The organism is Isoptericola sp. F-RaC21 (assembly GCF_038593535.1).
Lineage (GTDB): Bacteria > Actinomycetota > Actinomycetes > Actinomycetales > Cellulomonadaceae > Isoptericola.
On sequence record NZ_JBCFYX010000002.1, the window covers coordinates 617,768 to 633,348 of the forward strand.

The 15,581-nt window shown below is 75.0% G+C and carries 12 protein-coding genes; 11 read left to right on the forward strand and 1 reads right to left on the reverse strand.

Annotated features, from left to right (window positions below; translation table 11 throughout):
* Nucleotides 1–24 precede the first annotated feature (24 nt).
* Nucleotides 25–714, reverse strand: coding sequence for a LysE family translocator (locus tag AAG589_RS08250; RefSeq protein ID WP_430566761.1), 690 nt, complete (start codon nt 712–714; stop codon nt 25–27).
* An 89-nt stretch (nt 715–803) separates the two neighbouring features.
* Between AAG589_RS08250 and AAG589_RS08255 the strand changes: the two genes are divergently transcribed.
* The 11 genes from AAG589_RS08255 to AAG589_RS08305 all read left to right on the forward strand — a co-directional run bounded on the left by AAG589_RS08255 (nt 804) and on the right by AAG589_RS08305 (nt 15,498).
* Entirely contained in the window at nt 804–1,235 is a 432-nt protein-coding gene (locus AAG589_RS08255) for a GNAT family N-acetyltransferase (RefSeq protein WP_430566762.1), read from the forward strand.
* Nucleotides 1,236–1,338: 103 nt separating this feature from the next.
* Nucleotides 1,339–2,148: a GNAT family N-acetyltransferase gene (locus AAG589_RS08260; protein ID WP_430566763.1), complete on the forward strand. Its 810-nt coding sequence runs from the start codon at nt 1,339–1,341 to the stop codon at nt 2,146–2,148.
* Nucleotides 2,149–2,158: 10 nt separating this feature from the next.
* Nucleotides 2,159–2,374 carry a hypothetical protein gene (locus AAG589_RS08265; RefSeq protein WP_430566764.1) on the forward strand — a complete coding sequence of 72 codons (216 nt, stop codon included), beginning with the start codon at nt 2,159–2,161 and terminating at the stop codon, nt 2,372–2,374.
* A gap of 86 nt (nt 2,375–2,460) precedes the next feature.
* Nucleotides 2,461–5,337 (forward strand): FtsX-like permease family protein, encoded by a 2,877-nt coding sequence (locus tag AAG589_RS08270; protein ID WP_430566765.1) that lies wholly within the window; start codon nt 2,461–2,463, stop codon nt 5,335–5,337.
* Nucleotides 5,337–8,075 (forward strand): FtsX-like permease family protein, encoded by a 2,739-nt coding sequence (locus AAG589_RS08275; RefSeq protein WP_430566766.1) that lies wholly within the window; start codon nt 5,337–5,339, stop codon nt 8,073–8,075. Before AAG589_RS08270 ends, AAG589_RS08275 begins: the two co-directional genes overlap by 1 nt.
* Complete coding sequence (locus tag AAG589_RS08280) at nt 8,072–9,010, forward strand: ABC transporter ATP-binding protein (RefSeq protein WP_430566767.1); 939 nt, start codon at nt 8,072–8,074, stop codon at nt 9,008–9,010. Before AAG589_RS08275 ends, AAG589_RS08280 begins: the two co-directional genes overlap by 4 nt.
* Complete coding sequence (locus AAG589_RS08285) at nt 9,007–9,732, forward strand: ABC transporter ATP-binding protein (RefSeq protein WP_430566768.1); 726 nt, start codon at nt 9,007–9,009, stop codon at nt 9,730–9,732. Before AAG589_RS08280 ends, AAG589_RS08285 begins: the two co-directional genes overlap by 4 nt.
* A gap of 211 nt (nt 9,733–9,943) precedes the next feature.
* A complete protein-coding gene (locus AAG589_RS08290) occupies nt 9,944–11,623 on the forward strand; it encodes a peptide ABC transporter substrate-binding protein (RefSeq protein ID WP_430566769.1) in 1,680 nt (559 codons plus the stop codon).
* 200 nt (nt 11,624–11,823) lie between these two features.
* Nucleotides 11,824–12,750: an ABC transporter permease gene (locus AAG589_RS08295; RefSeq protein ID WP_430566770.1), complete on the forward strand. Its 927-nt coding sequence runs from the start codon at nt 11,824–11,826 to the stop codon at nt 12,748–12,750.
* Complete coding sequence (locus AAG589_RS08300) at nt 12,743–13,720, forward strand: ABC transporter permease (RefSeq protein ID WP_430566771.1); 978 nt, start codon at nt 12,743–12,745, stop codon at nt 13,718–13,720. Before AAG589_RS08295 ends, AAG589_RS08300 begins: the two co-directional genes overlap by 8 nt.
* The gene (locus AAG589_RS08305) at nt 13,717–15,498 is read left to right on the forward strand and encodes an ABC transporter ATP-binding protein (RefSeq protein ID WP_430566772.1); all 1,782 of its coding nucleotides are present in this window, start codon (nt 13,717–13,719) and stop codon (nt 15,496–15,498) included. The genes AAG589_RS08300 and AAG589_RS08305 overlap by 4 nt, the downstream gene beginning before the upstream one ends.
* The last annotated feature ends 83 nt before the right edge of the window (nt 15,499–15,581 follow it).

The window sequence follows — 15,581 nt, forward strand, 5'->3', positions numbered from 1 at the left end:
CGGCGTCGGTCGCAGCCACCGCGGTCATACGACGACCGCGGCGCCGGCGAGCGCCAGGTAGATCCCGCCGGCGGCGCGGCTCAGCCGCCGTCGGGCACGCTCGGACGCGCGCAGCCGCCACGACATCCGGTCGGCGAGCAGCGCGTACGAGGAGTCGACGAGCGCCGCGAGGCCGACGAAGGCGCCGCCGAGAAGGGCCAGCTGCGGCGCGACGGCGCCACGGGCCGGGTCGGCGAACTGGGGGAGGAAGGCCAGGAAGAACAGCGCCGTCTTGGGGTTGAGGACGTCGACCAGGACGCCGTCGGCGAAGAGCCGCCAGCGTCGCGGCGCCGTCGGGGCGGCGTCCTCGCCGGTGGCGTCGCCCGCGGACACGGCCCGCGCCCGAGCGGCGTGCAGCTCGCGCACGCCGAGCCACACCAGGTAGGCGGCGCCGCTCCACCGCACCGCGTCGAACAGCGCGGGCGACCGCGCCAGCAACGCGGCGAGCCCGGCCGCCGCGGCCACCACGTGCAGCGCGGCTCCCGTCTCCAGGCCGGCCATCGAGTACAGGCCGGCCCGCCGGCCGTGGGCGCTGGCGCGCGCGACGACGTACACGACCGAGGGGCCCGGGACGGCCAGCGTCGCGAGGGACGCACCCAGGAAGCCGAGCAGCGCGGGAGCGCTCGGCAGCAGCGCCGTGACGGCCTGCGCCGCCTGCATCGTCTGCGCGGTCATGGTGGGAAGGGAGGGGTCCCGACGGTTGTCCGTGACATCCGTCCGTCGTCCGCGTGGCTGCGAGCTCCGCCTCCGGCGAGGATGACGGGATGGCGGACTGGACGGTCACCCAGGTCACGGACCCGGCCGAGCTCGTCGCGGCCTCGCACCTCTTCGACCACCCGGTCTCGCCGGACGGCGCGGAGGACACGCTGGGACGCCCGGGCCACGTCGTGCTGCTGGCGCGCTCGGCCGACGGGCGCGACGTCGGGTTCGTGTCGGGGGTCGAGATGCGGCACCCGGACAAGGACGCGGAGCTGTTCCTGTACGAGCTGGCCGTGGACGACGGGTGGCGCCGGCAGGGGGTGGCGACGGCCCTGCTCGCCGCGCTGCGCGAGGTCGCCCTGGCGCGCGGGTGCCGCGGGATGTGGACCGGCACGGAGGCGGACAACGCCGCGGCGCTCGCCACCTACCGCGCGGCGGGCGCCGAGATCGACGACGGGTCCGTCTTCGTGGTCTGGGACGACCTGGCCGCCGGCTGACGACGCCCGCCCCCACGGGCGCACCGGAGCAAGGACGTGACGGGTCGGTACGCCACGGTGAAAACCGTTGCCCCGCGTGCCGCGCTCTGGAAGGGTGTCCGCCGTGAACTCACCTGCCGCCGACGTCGACGTCGCGGGCCTCCTCGCCGCCTACGACGACCAGCTCCGCACCGACGCCGAGACGCCGGGCGCCGTCGCCGTGACGCGCCTCGGGCCGCTGCGGCTCGTCGCCTTCGCCGGCGGGCGGGGCTTCGTCACCTACCGCGACCTCGGCGGCGCCGACGCCGCGACGGTCCGCGGGCTCGTCGCCGCGGCGCTCGCGCACTTCCGCGACGACGAGGCGATCTCGAGCGCCGAGTGGAAGACGCGCGGGCACGACGTCGCGCCGGGCCTGCACGAGGCCCTGGTCGACCACGGGTTCGTACCCCAGGAGCCCGAGTCGATCATGATCGGCGATGCGCGGCTCCTCGTCGCGGACGTCCCGCTGCCGGACGGCGTGTCCCTGCGCCGGATCACCGCGGAGGCGGACGTGCGCGCGATGTCCGCGATGGCCGACGAGGTCTTCGGGGACGACCCGGCCACGTCCGGGCACGCCGAGCAGATCTTGCGGCGCCAGGAGCGCGACCCCGACATGGAGCTGTGGGTCGCGGAGGCGGGCGGCGAGGTGATCAGCGCGGGCCGCCTCGAGCCCGTCGCCGGGACCGAGTTCGCCGGGCTGTGGGGCGGCTCGACCCGGCCCGAGTGGCGGGGCCGCGGGATCTACCGCGCGCTGACCGCGGCGCGCGCCCGGTCCGCCGTCGAGCGCGGCAAGGTCTACCTGCACAGCGACTCGACGGAGTTCTCGCGCCCCATCCTGGAGCGTTCCGGCCTGGTCAAGGTGTCCACCACGACGCCGTACGAGTGGCGGCGCTGAGGGCGGCGACGTGGGCCTCGAGGACGACCCGTTCGAGCACCGGGTCACGAAGGACGGCACGGTGCTGGTGACCCGCGGCGGGCGGCCGGTCGCCACCCTCGCCGGGGCGCGCGCCGCCCGGCTGGCCGCGCTGCTCGGCCACGACCCCGCCACCGACCAGGAGCTCCTGGCCCGCGCGACCGGGAACTACCGGCGCGGCAACGAGAAGCGGGGGCACCGCCCGTGACGACGCCGTGACGACGCCATGACGACGCTGACGACGCTGACGACGCTGACGACGCTGACGACGCTGACGACGCTCGGCCGGCGCCGATGAGCCGCGCCCGGCTGCTGGTGCGCCGCGCGGGCGCGCACCGCGGGCTGCTGGTGCTCGTGGCGCTGCTGGTCGCCACGCTCGCGGCGGCGCTGGGCACCGCCGTCGGGACGGTCCGCGTCGGCGAGACGCGCGTCGTCCAGGACGGGCTGACCCGCGGCGGGGCACCGGGCGTGGTCCAGGTGACCACCCGCCTCGCACCTCCCGAGGACGCCGCCGCGCAGGACGCGGCGCTGCGGCGCGACGTCGACGCGCTGTTCGCGGGCACGACCTACGACCTCGACCGCGAGGAGGTGCCCGACGCCGACTCGGACGACCCGTTCGTGCGCTGGACGCTGACGCCGGACGTCGCCGCCACCGACGTCGCGGACCTGAGCGTCCTCGCCGACGGCTCCGACGCGCTCCTGGAGGCCGTGCTCGCCGACGACGCCGTCGCGGTGCGCGGCGCGACGGTGACCGGGGACCTGGGGGAGCGGGCGGAGGCCGCCGACGCGGCGGCCGGGGCCGCGGCGGCCGTGGCCCTCGTCCCGATGCTGGTGCTGGCCCTGGCGGGCGTGGTCGCGGTGGCCCAGGTGGCCCGCCTGCTCGCCGCCACGCGCGCGGGCGAGGTGCGCCTGCTGGTCTCGCGCGGGACGTCGCCCGCCCAGCTCACGGCGGCCGGGGCGGCGGAGGCGGGGCTGGTCGTCGGGGCCGGCGCCCTGGCCGGCGCCGCCGCCGCGGGCGGGGTGCTCGTCGCGCAGGGCGCCGCCGGGCGCGTCCTGGCCGACGCCCTGGTGCCGTCGGCCGTCGCGACGGCGCTGGGCGCCCTGCTCGTGCTGGTCGCGGTCGGCGGCGCCCAGGCCCGGGCGGTCGCCGCGGCGCGGGTCGCGGACACGTCGGGCCGGGCGCGGCGGGCGGCCACGTGGGGGACCGTCGTGCTGGTGCTCGCGGCGGCCGGTGTCACGACGTGGCTGCTGCGCCGCTACGGCTCCCCCCTCGTCCCGACGCCCGACGGCGGGCAGACCGACCCGTCGGCCGCGGCGGCGCCCGCCCTCGTGCTCGCCGCCGCGGCGGCCGGCGCCGTCGCGCTGCTCGGTCCGGTGTCGCGTGCCTGGGCGGCGGTCGCGGCGCGCGGGCCGGGCACGCGCGTGCTCGCCGCGCGGCAGGTGGCGCGGCGGCTGGCGGTCGCCGCGGTGCCCGTGGTCCTGGTGGTGGTCGCCGCGGGGAGCGTGGTGCTCGCGTCGGCGTACGCCGGGACCGGGCAGCACCTGCGGGCGGCGGCCGCCGGCGTCGCGGCCGGCAGCGACGTGCGGGTCGTCGTCGACGGCGCGTCACCCGGGCCGGTCGCGGCGTACGAGGAGCTCCCGGGGGCGGCGGCCGCCGCCCCGGTGCGGGTGGTGGAGGGCGACGTGGACGGCGAGACCGTGACGACCACCGGGATCCCCACCGAGCGGATCGCCTCCGTGGCGCTCGTCCCGGGCGGCCAGGGGGAGGCCGAGGAGATCGCCGGGGCGCTGCGGGGTCCCGGACCGTACGCCGGCAGCCCGAGGCTGCCGGTCGGCACGAGCGGCCTCGTCCTGGACGTCTCCGGAGGCCTCGCCGACGCGGGCACCGAGGAGGGGGCCGGCGCCGACCTGGCGACCGTCCCGCTCACCGTCTGGCTCGCGGACGCCGACGGGCAGCTCGCCGCGGTCGCCACGACGCCGGTCGCCCCCGATGGGGACACCGCGCACGGCGTCGTCGAGCTCCGGGGCGACGTGCCGCCCGCGCCCCCCGCGGCCGAGGGCGCGCCGGGCGCCTGGACCGTCGCCGGGTTCGAGGCGCAGCCGCCGGGCGCAGACGGCGGAGCCATGACGCTGCGGCTCTCCGTGGACGAGGCCGTCGCGACGGCCGACGGCGGCGCCACCTCGGCGGTCGACCTCGGGAGCGTCGGCTGGTCGCCCGCGGGCGGCGACCCGGCCGCGAGCCCAAGCATCCCGAGCCCAGGCACCCCGAGCCCCGACACCCCGAGCCCCGACGCCCCGGGTGCCGGGCCGACCCTGGTCGCCACGGTCGACCAGGCCCGCCCGCCGGCGATCCGGGTCGTCCCGGCCGCCCGGCGCGACGACGTCCCGGCCGTGCTCTCCCGGGACCTGGCCGGGCGGCTGGACGTCACGACCGGCGGGGTCACGGAGCTCCCCCTCGACACCGGCCGCCTGCCCGTGCGCGTCGTCGGCGTGGTCGACGTCGTGCCCGGCTCCCTGTACCCCGCCGCGGCCATGGTCGGGCTCGGCGAGCTGCAGGCGGCCTCGCTGCGCACGGGTCGCCCCGTCCCCGCGGCCGAGGAGACCTGGGTGCGCGCCGTCCCGGGTGCGGACCGGGGCGACGTCGACCGGCTCGCCGCAGCTGCCCAGGGCCTGGCGGCGCGGGCGGGCGCCGAGTCGCAGGTCGCGACGTCGACCGGGGCCCAGGGCGCCGATGCCGCCGCGCCGGTACGGCGGGCGTTCGCCGTCGCGGCACTCGCGGCCGTGCTGCTCGCCCTGGTCGGGGTGGGCGCGGTGAGCCTCGCCTCCGTGCGGGAGCGGCGCGGCGAGGTCGCGGTGCTCCGCGCCGTCGGCGTGCCGCCCCGGGCACAGGGGGCGAGCCGGGCGGTGGAGCTGGTCGTCGTGACGGCCGCGGCGCTGGTCGTGGGGGTCCTGGCCGGGTGGGCGCTGGCGGCGGCGACGGTGCCCGGCCTCGCGGCGGCCACGCTCACCGGGTTCGCGGTGGTCCCGACGCCGACCACGGAGCTCGCGCCGTGGTCGGCGCTCGTGCCCGGCCTCCTGCTCGTCGCGGGGCTGGCGGCGGTCGCGCTCGCGGTGCGGGCCGTGGTCGCCGCCCAGGCCCGCGACGGCGGCTACCGGGAGGAGGTGCGCTGATGCTGTGGCTGCTGCTGCGCCGGCACCTGCGCACCGCGTGGGGGAGCGCGCTCGTCCTGGCGATCGTGACCGTTCTCGCGGCGGGCGTCGCCACGGCCGCCACCCGGGCGATCGGCGAGATGCGCTCGGAGCAGGTCACCTACGCCACCGAGCAGCTGTCGCCCCAGCGCCGGGACATCAGCTCCCGGGCGTCGCTGGTACCCGGCGGGGGCGTGTCGGACACCGACGTGCTCGGCACCGAGCCCGCGGCCGCCCCGGCGGTCCCGCCGGAGCCCGCGTGGGACGAGTACCTCGCCGGCCTGGAGCGCGTGCGCGCCGACCTGCCGGCGCCGCTGCGCGGCGTCGTCGGCGAGCCGTCGTTCGCCGTCTCCTCGCGGGAGACGACGACCGAGCAGGTGCCGGGCTCCGGGATCGAGCAGCCGAAGGTCGTGATGCGGGCGTCGGCGCGCATGACCCAGGACCTGCGGCTGGTGGAGGGCGAGTGGCCCGCGGCGACGCCGGTGCTCAGCACCTACAACGGCCCCGAGGGCAGCGAGCCGGTGCAGGTGGTCGTGTCCCGCTCGGCCGCCCGGACGCTCGGGTGGGAGCTCGGCGGCACCTACGACGTCGACGTGTGGAAGTTCCCGCCGCTGCGGGTCGTCGGCCTCACCGCACCGGTCGACCCCGACGCGACCACCTGGTACCACCAGCCGTTCGCCCGCGACGCCCAGGTGAGCACGACCCCAGGCGGCGCGACCGTCGCGACGGCGGCCGTGTACGTCGACCCGGCGATGATCTTCCCCCTCACCTTCCGGGAGGCGCAGACCGAGCTCTGGTACCCGGTGACCGTCGAGGGCATCGGGTCCGACGACGTCGCCGCCCTGGCCGACCAGGTCCGCGGGCTCACGCACGCCACGCTCGAGGTGCGGCCGGACGACCCGGTCACGCTCCAGGCGCGCACCGGCCTGTCGGACGTGCTCGACGCGCTGATGCGCGAGCGCGTGACGACCGACGCGCTCCTCGCCGTGCTGGTCGTGGGGCCGCTCGGGGCGCTCGGGGCGGTCATGGTGCTGGCGGCGCGGCTCGTCGTGGAGCGCCGTCGCTCGGCGCTCGCCGTGCTGCTCGCCCGCGGCGCGACCGGGGCCCGGCTGCGCCTGCTGACGGCGGCCGAGGGGCTCGCGGTCAGCGTGCCGGCGGCCGCTCTCGGCGTGCTGCTGGGCCTGCTGGTCCGGCCCGGTGCCGTGACCGGGACCCAGCTGCTGTGGGCCGCGGCGGCGGCGCTGGCCCCCGCCGTGGCGGCCGCCGCCGTGACGGTGCCGCGCTCCCTGCGCGCCGAGCGGCGCGACCTCGCCGCGGGCACGGGCGGGCGCTGGCGCCGGACGGCGGAGCTCGCGGTGGTCGGCGTCGCGGCGCTGGCGGCCTTCCTCCTCGCACGCCGGGGCGTCGTCGGGGGTGCAGGCGACGGTGGGGTCGACCCGCTGGTCGCGGCGACGCCGCTGCTGGTGGCCGTCGCGGCGGCGCTGGTCGCGGTGCGGGTGGTCCCGGTCCTGGCCCGCGGCCTCGAGCGGCTGCTGTCCCGGCGCCGCGACCTCGTGCCGTTCCTGGGCGCCGCGCGGGCGACCCGTGCCCCCGCCGGCGGGGTCGTGCCGGCGCTCGCCCTGGTGCTCGCGGTCTCCGTCGGCGCGACCTCCGCCGTGCTGCTGTCCACCGTGGACGCCGGCGTCGCGCGCCAGGCGCACGTCCGGCTCGGCGCCGACCTGCGGGTCTCGGGGCCCGCGCTGTCCGAGCAGGACGTGGCGGCCCTGCGCGCCGTGGACGGCGTCGCGGCCGTCGCGACCACGGCCCGGGTGACCGAGACGGGCCACCTGACCTGGCCCGACGGGCACACGCGCTCGGTGCAGGTGCTGGCCGTGGACGGCGCGGCGCTCGCCGCGGTGCAGGAGGACGTGCCCGACGCGCCGGCCGGCGTCGCGGCGCTGGACCGCCCGGCCGCCGACGGCGCCCTGCCGCTCCTGGCGCTGCGGGTCCCCGGCGTCGCGGCGGGAACCTCCGGGCTCGTCCTCGACCTGCAGGACGAGACCGTCGACGTCGCGGTGGCGGGGGCGGCGGACCAGGTGCCCGGGGTGAGTGACGCGCCGTCGACGATCGTGCTCGACTCCGGGGTCCTCGCGGGGCCGCTCGACATGCCGACCGAGCCGCACACGGCCCTGGTCGCGCTGGACGACGGCGCGGACCCGGCACGGGTCGCCGCGGCCGTGCGCGCCGCGGTGCCGGGCGCCGACGTCGACGACCGCACGTCGGCGGCCGCCGCGCTGCTCGAGTCTCCGGCCGCGGAGGGGATCGCGGCCGGCGCGCGGGTCTCGGTCGCGCTGGCGGGGGTGCTGGTGGCGCTCACCGTCGCGCTCACCCTGGTGCTGGCGGCCCCGGACCGCGACCGCCTGCTCGCCGTGCTGCGGTCGATGGGGCTGCGACGCTCCGAGTCGCGGGGCCTGGTGGCGTGGGAGGTGGCGCCGTGGGCGCTCGCCGCGCTGGTCGTCGGGGCGCTGGTGGGGACGGCTGTCCCCGCGCTGCTGCGGTCCCGGGTGGACCTCACCTCGCTGACCGGCGGCGGCCCGCAGCCGGCGCTCACGGTCGACCCCGTGCTCGTGGTCGTGGGGGTGCTCGGGTTCGGCGCGACGGTCGCGGCGGGCGCCGCCGTGGCCGTCGTCGCCGGGCGTCGCGGCAGGACAGCGGAACGACTGAGAGAGGCGGCGGAATGAACGAGGACGGCACAGGGGCGGCGGACGAGATCCGCTGCCGTGGGCTGGTGCGCATCTTCGCCACGGACGGCATCGAGGTGCAGGCGCTCCAGGGGCTCGACCTCACCGTGGACCGCGGCGAGCTGGTGGCGGTCGTGGGGGCGTCCGGCTCGGGCAAGTCGACGCTGCTCAACATCCTGTCCGGCATGGACCTGCCGACGGCGGGCTCGGCCGTGGTCGCGGGCACGGACCTGCTGGCGATGTCGCGGCGCGACCGCGTGCGCTACCAGCGCGCCACCGTCGGGTTCGTGTGGCAGCAGACCGGCCGGAACCTGCTGCCCTACCTGACGGCGGCCGAGAACGTCCGGGTGCCGCTCGAGATCGCGCGCTCGGGCTCGCGGGCGGGGCGGGCCGCCCGCGTGACGGAGCTGCTCGAGCTGCTCGAGGTCGGGCACGTGGCCGACCGCCTGCCGACGCAGATGTCGGGCGGGCAGCAGCAGCGGGTCGCGATCGCGGTCGCCGTGGCGGGCTCGCCGCGGGTGCTGCTGGCGGACGAGCCCACCGGCGAGCTCGACGAGGCGACCAGCGTGGAGGTGCTCGAGGCGCTCCGCGGCGTGAACGCCGCCACCGGCGTCACGACGCTGATCGTCACGCACGACCCGGCCGTGTCGGAGCACGTCGCGCGGACGGTGCAGATCCGCGACGGCCGCACGTCCACGGAGGTGCTGCGCCGCACGGAGGTCGACGAGCACGGCGCGCAGCGGCACGTCGCGGAGGAGTTCGCCGTGCTGGACCGCGTGGGGCGCCTGCAGCTGCCGCAGGACTTCGTCAGCGCCCTGGACCTGCGCGACCGCGTGCGGCTGGCGCTGGAGCCCGACCGCGTCGAGGTCCGGCCCGACGGGCGGCGCGCGCGGCCGGACGGACAGGCGCACGGACGACCGGGGGAGGGGCGATGAGCACCACGACGACGGCGGTGCTGCGCGCGGTGGGCGTCTCGCGCGTCTACGGCAGCGGCGCGGGGCAGGTGCGGGCGCTCGAGGACGTGTCCGTCGAGGTGGGCGCCGGCGAGCTCGTCGTGGTCGTCGGGCCGTCCGGCTCGGGCAAGTCCACGCTGCTGCACCTGCTCGGCGGTCTCGATCGGCCGACGACGGGCACGGTGCACCTCGGCGCCGACCCGGCCGTGGACGGCGGCCCGGGCGCCGTCGAGCGAGAGCTGGGCGGGCTCGGCGAGGACGAGCTGCACGCGGTGCGCCGCACGGAGATCGGGTTCGTGTTCCAGTCGTTCGGGCTGGTCCCGGTGCTGTCGGCGGCCGAGAACGTCGAGGTACCCCTGCGCCTGGCGCGGCTCGACGCCGCCGAGCGGGCGGCCCGGGTCGCCGAGGCCCTCGAGGCCGTCGGGCTCGCGGACCACGCCGAGCAGCGCCCGTACGAGCTGTCGGGGGGCCAGCAGCAGCGCGTGGGCGTGGCGCGCGCGCTGGTCGCCCGGCCGCGGGTGCTGCTCGCCGACGAGCCGACGGGCCAGCTCGACTCGGCCACCGCGGCGCGCGTCATGGCGCTGCTGCGCGACCTGGTGCACTCGCGGGGCGTGGCCGCCGTCGTCGCGACCCACGACCCGGAGCTGGTGGCCATGGCCGACCGCGTGCTGGTGGTGCGAGACGGCCGGTTGGTGACGGTATGACGGCCGGGGGGCCCGGGCGCCGGTGGTGTCCCGGAGGTTGCGCCCAGATACCGGATTGGTCACGGTTCCGGGTGCAAAGGGGGCGAAGGGTATGTCCGGGCCCTGAACGGTGACTAGGCTCACCCGCGCACAGTGCAGTGCGCGGGCACACGCGCCTGCACCTCACCGAGGGGTGATCCCCGCCGGTGAGCGACCCAACTCAGGAGGACACGTGACACCTCGACGACGACTTGCAGGCATCGGGGCCTTCACCCTCGCCTCGGCCCTGCTGCTGTCCGCGTGCGGTGGCGGCTCGGGCGACAACCCGGAGGCGTCGGGCGACGGCTCGAGCAGCGGGATCATCACCGTGCAGAACGGCGAGCCGCAGAACCCGCTCATCCCCACGATGACGAACGAGACCAACGGCTCGATCGCGATCTCGAACATCTTCGCCGGCCTGGTCTACTACGACGCCGACGGCAAGACGCACAACGACATGGCGGAGTCCATCGACTCCGACGACAACCAGACGTTCACGATCACCATCAAGGACGGCTGGAAGTTCACCGACGGCACGCCCGTGACGGCGCAGAGCTACGTCGACGCCTGGAACTACGGCGCGTACGGCCCCAACGCCCAGAACCTCAGCTACTTCTTCGAGCCCATCGAGGGCTTCGCGGACGTGAACCTCACCGAGGACCAGCTGGACAAGGACGGCAACCCGAAGAAGGGCGCGAAGCCCGCCTCGGAGACGATGAGCGGCCTCAAGGTCGTCAGCGACACCGAGTTCACGGTCAAGCTCAGCCAGCCCGAGTCGGACTTCCCGATCCGCCTGGGCTACTCGGCGTTCATGCCGCTCCCGGAGGCCTTCTTCGACGACCCGGACGCGTTCGCCGACAAGCCGATCGGCAACGGCCCGTACAAGGTCGAGAACTGGACGCACAACGAGGTCATCGAGCTGCGCCCGAACGAGGACTACCAGGGTGAGCGCAAGGCGCAGAACGGTGGCGCCGACCTGGTCGCCTACACCGAGGAGGACACGGCCTACAACGACCTCCTGGGCGGTCAGCTCGACATCGTGAAGAACGTGCCGTCGTCGGCCTTCGCGAACTTCGAGCAGGACCTGGGCGACCGCGCGATCAACCAGCCGGCGGCCGTCATCCAGGTCGTGAACATCCCGGAGTACGTCAAGGAGTTCCAGGGCGACGCCGGCGTGCTGCGCCGCAAGGCCATCTCCATGGCGATCGACCGCGACCAGATCACCGAGACGATCTACAACGGCACCCGCACGCCGGCGAAGGACTTCACGTCGCCGGTCATCGACGGCTGGTCCGACAAGGTCCCGGGCAACGAGGTGCTCGAGTACAACCCCGACGAGGCCAAGAAGCTCTGGGCCCAGGCCGAGTCCGAGGACCCGGTGGGCGCCGACTTCACGCTGCAGATCGCCTCGAACGCCGACTCCGACCACCAGACCTGGGTGGACGCCGTCTGCAACAACGTGCGCAGCACGCTCGGCATCGGGTGCGAGTTCGACCCGTACGCCACGTTCGACGAGTTCCTCGACGCGCGTGACAACGAGCAGATCAAGGGCCTCTTCCGCGGTGGCTGGCAGGCCGACTACCCGGCGCTGAGCAACTTCCTCGGGCCGATCTACGGCACGGGCGCGGGCTCGAACGACATGGGCTACTCGAACAAGGAGTTCGACGCCAAGCTGAAGGAGGGCAACGGCGCGACCGACCCCAAGGCGGCGATCAAGGCCTACCAGGAGGCGCAGACCATCCTCTTCGGTGACATGCCGGGCATCCCGCTGTGGTACCAGAACGCGACCGGTGGCTACGGCGAGGACGTCGACAACGTCACGTTCGGCTGGGACAGCGACCCGATCCTGTACCAGATCACGAAGCAGGGCTGACGCCCGATTCGGTGATAGCCGGCCGCGTCCGGTAGGTTCGCGGCCGGCTATCCATGTGCGGAGGGCGGGGTGCGCCACGGAGGCGCACCCTGCCCCCGTTCCTGTCCTGGCCGCCTATCGTGGCAACCGTCCTGGCAACGAGGCCCGTAACTTGAACCCGTGGCCCTGGGAACCCCGGGGCGAACGAGGAGACAACACACATGCTCTGGTATCTCGGACGCAGGCTCCTACAGGTGATCCCTGTGTTCCTGGGGGCGACGCTCCTGCTCTACGCACTCGTGTTCCTGCGCCCGGGTGACCCGGTCGCCGGCCTGGGCGGTGAGCGCGGCCTCCCCGAGGCCGTGCAGGCCCAGATCCGCGAGCAGTACAACCTGAACGAACCGTTCATCGTGCAGTACCTGCTCTTCCTCAAGGGCGTCTTCACCCTGGACTTCGGCATCGACTTCCGCGGCCAGGAGATCATCCACGTCATCGGCGCGGCGCTGCCGGTCACCTTCCAGCTCGCGATCATGGCGCTCGTCATCGAGGCCGTGTTCGGCGTCCTCTTCGGCCTCTTCGCCGGCATGCGCAAGGGCGGCTGGTTCGACGGCACCGTGCTGGTGCTCAGCCTGCTCGTCATCTCCGTGCCGACCTTCGTCATCGGCTTCGTGCTGCAGTTCGTCATGGGCGTCAAGCTCGGCTGGTTCCCCGTGACGGTCGGTCGAGACCCGAACTTCTACAGCCTGCTGCTACCGGCGATCGTGCTGGCGGCGACGTCGTTCGCGTACGTGATACGCCTGACCCGCACGTCGGTCGCGGAGAACCTCAGCGCCGACTACGTCCGCACGGCGCGGGCCAAGGGTCTGCGCCGCTCGCAGGTCACGGGCCGCCACGTGCTGCGCAACTCGCTCATCCCCGTCGTCACGTTCCTGGGCGCCGACCTCGGCAACCTCATGGGCGGCGCCATCGTGACGGAGGGCATCTTCAACATCAACGGCGTCGGGGGGACGCTCTACCAGGCGATCATCCGCGGCGAGAACGTCACCGTCGTCTCGCTCACGACCGTGCTGGTCATCGTCTACATCCTGGCGAACCTGCTCGTCGACCTCCTCTACGCCGCCCTCGACCCGAGGATCCGTTATGCCTGAGAACCGTTACGAGACCGTGCCCGGTGGGCGGCGACCGCGCCCCGGGCAGGAGCACTTCGCCGCCGAGGTCGACGAGGGCGGCCTGGGCGCCGTCGACGCGGTCAAGGTGGACGCGGCGCCGGCCAGCCTGTGGCGCGAGGCGTGGCGCCAGATGCGCCGCCGCCCGATGTTCTGGGTCGCGGCCGCGATCATCCTGCTCGTCGTCCTGGTGGCGGCGTTCCCCAGCTGGTTCACGTCCGTGCACCCGCGCTTCGACTGCGAGCTGGCCAAGTCGCTCGCCGGCCCGGAGCCCGGTCACCCGTTCGGGTACGACAAGCAGGGCTGCGACATCTACGCGCGCACCATCTACGGCGCCCGCGCGTCGGTCCTCGTCGGCGTGATGTCGACGGCGATGGTCGTGGTGATCGGCACCATCATGGGCGCCGTCGCCGGCTACTTCTCCGGCTGGTTCGACGTCATCCTGTCGCGCCTCACCGACATCTTCTTCGCGATCCCGCTGGTGCTGGCCGCCATCGTCATCATGTCGATCACCACCAACCGGACCAGCTTCACGGTCGCCCTCGTGCTCGCGTCCTTCGGCTGGACGTCGATCGCCCGCATCACCCGCGGCACCGTGATGTCCGTGAAGAACAACGAGTTCGTCACCGCCGCCCAGTCCCTCGGCATGGGGCGCGGCAAGATCCTGCTGCGGCACGTGCTGCCGAACTCGGCCGCACCGATCATCGTGTACGCCACGGTCGCGCTGGGCACGTTCATCGTCGCCGAGGCGACCCTGAGCTTCCTCGGCATCGGCCTGCCGCCCAGCACCGTGTCGTGGGGCGGGGACATCTCGCAGGCCCAGCGGGCGATCCGCCAGGCCCCGGAGATCCTCTTCTACCCGGCCGCGGGCCTGGCCGTCACGGTGCTGGGCTTCATCATGATGGGCGACGTCGTGCGCGACGCCCTCGACCCGAAGGCACGGAAGCGATGACGACACAGTTCCCAGTGACCAACGGCAACCAGCCCGTCGGTGAGGGCGCCGGACGCAGCTACGAGGCGGGCACCGACAAGCCGCTCCTCGAGATCAGCGACCTCCAGGTGTCGTTCTCGACCTCCGAGGGCGTGGTGCACGCCGTCCGCGGCGCCGACATCACCGTGTACCCCGGCCAGTCGGTCGCGATCGTCGGCGAGTCCGGCTCGGGCAAGTCGACCACCGCGCACGCCGTGATCGACCTGCTGCCCGGCACCGGCAAGGTGACCGGCGGCAGCATCAAGTTCGACGGCCGCGAGATCGTGGGCCTGCCCCGCACGGAGATCGAGGCGATGCGCGGCCGGGACATCGGCCTCGTGCCGCAGGACCCGATGTCCAACCTCAACCCGGTGTGGCGCATCGGCACCCAGATCGAGGAGGCCCTCAAGGCCAACGGCTTCGAGGGGGGCAAGCGCGAGCGCAAGGAGCGCGTCGCCGGCCTGCTCCAGGAGGCCGGCCTGCCGGACGCCGAGCGTCGCGCGCGCCAGTTCCCGCACGAGTTCTCCGGCGGCATGCGCCAGCGCTCGCTCATCGCGATCGGGCTCGCCTCGCGGCCGAAGCTGCTCATCGCGGACGAGCCGACGTCGGCCCTCGACGTCACGGTGCAGCGGCAGATCCTCGACCACCTCGAGGTGCTCACGCAGGAGCTCGGTACCGCCGTCCTGTTCATCACCCACGACCTGGGCCTGGCCGCCGAGCGCGCCGAGCACCTCGTGGTGATGTTCAAGGGCCGCGTCGTCGAGTCCGGCCCCGCCCGGCAGATCCTCGCGAACCCGCAGCACCCGTACACCAAGCGCCTCGTCGCCTCCGCGCCGTCGCTCGCCTCGCGCCGCATCCAGGTGGCGCACGAGCAGGGCCAGGAGTCCGACGAGCTGCTGGCGCCCGACCTCGAGGCGACGGTGCCCCTGCGCCCGGCGGGCAAGGCGGCGCAGGGCGACATCATCGTGGCGAAGAACCTCACGAAGGTCTTCACCATCCGCGGGGGTCGCCCGGGGTCGTCGACGGACTTCAAGGCCGTCGACGACGTGAGCTTCACGCTCAAGCGCGGGCACACGCTGGCGCTGGTGGGGGAGTCGGGCTCCGGCAAGTCCACGGCGGCCAACATGGTGCTCGGCCTGCTCGACCCGACGTCGGGCGTGGTGGAGTTCGACGGCGTGGACATCGCGAAGCAGTCGCCCAAGGAGGCCTTCGCGTTCCGCCGGCGCATCCAGCCGGTGTTCCAGAACCCGTACGGCTCGCTGGACCCGACGTTCTCCATCTTCCGGTCGATCGAGGAGCCGCTGGCGCTCCACAAGGTCGGCGGCAAGAAGGAGCGCGAGAAGCGGGTGCGCGAGCTCCTCGACATGGTGGCGCTGCCCCAGTCGGCGATGCGGCGCTTCCCGAACGAGCTGTCTGGCGGCCAGCGGCAGCGCATCGCCATCGCGCGGGCGCTCGCGCTGCGCCCCGAGGTCGTCGTGCTCGACGAGGCCGTGTCGGCCCTCGACGTGCTCGTCCAGGCCCAGATCCTGGAGCTCCTCGGGAACCTGCAGGACGAGCTGGGGCTGTCGTACCTGTTCATCACGCACGACCTCGCGGTGGTGCGGCAGATCGCCGACTCGGTGGTCGTGATGCAGACGGGCAAGGTCGTCGAGCAGGCCAGCACGGACGAGGTCTTCGACAACCCGCGCCAGCAGTACACGCGCGACCTGCTCGCCGCCATCCCCGGCGCCGGGCTGGAGGGCGCGGCGATCGCGGGCTGACGCCCGAGACGTCCCGACGAGGGGCCGGCGCACGACCTGGTCGTGCGCCGGCCCCTCGTCGTCCCACCGCTTGCCGACGGCCG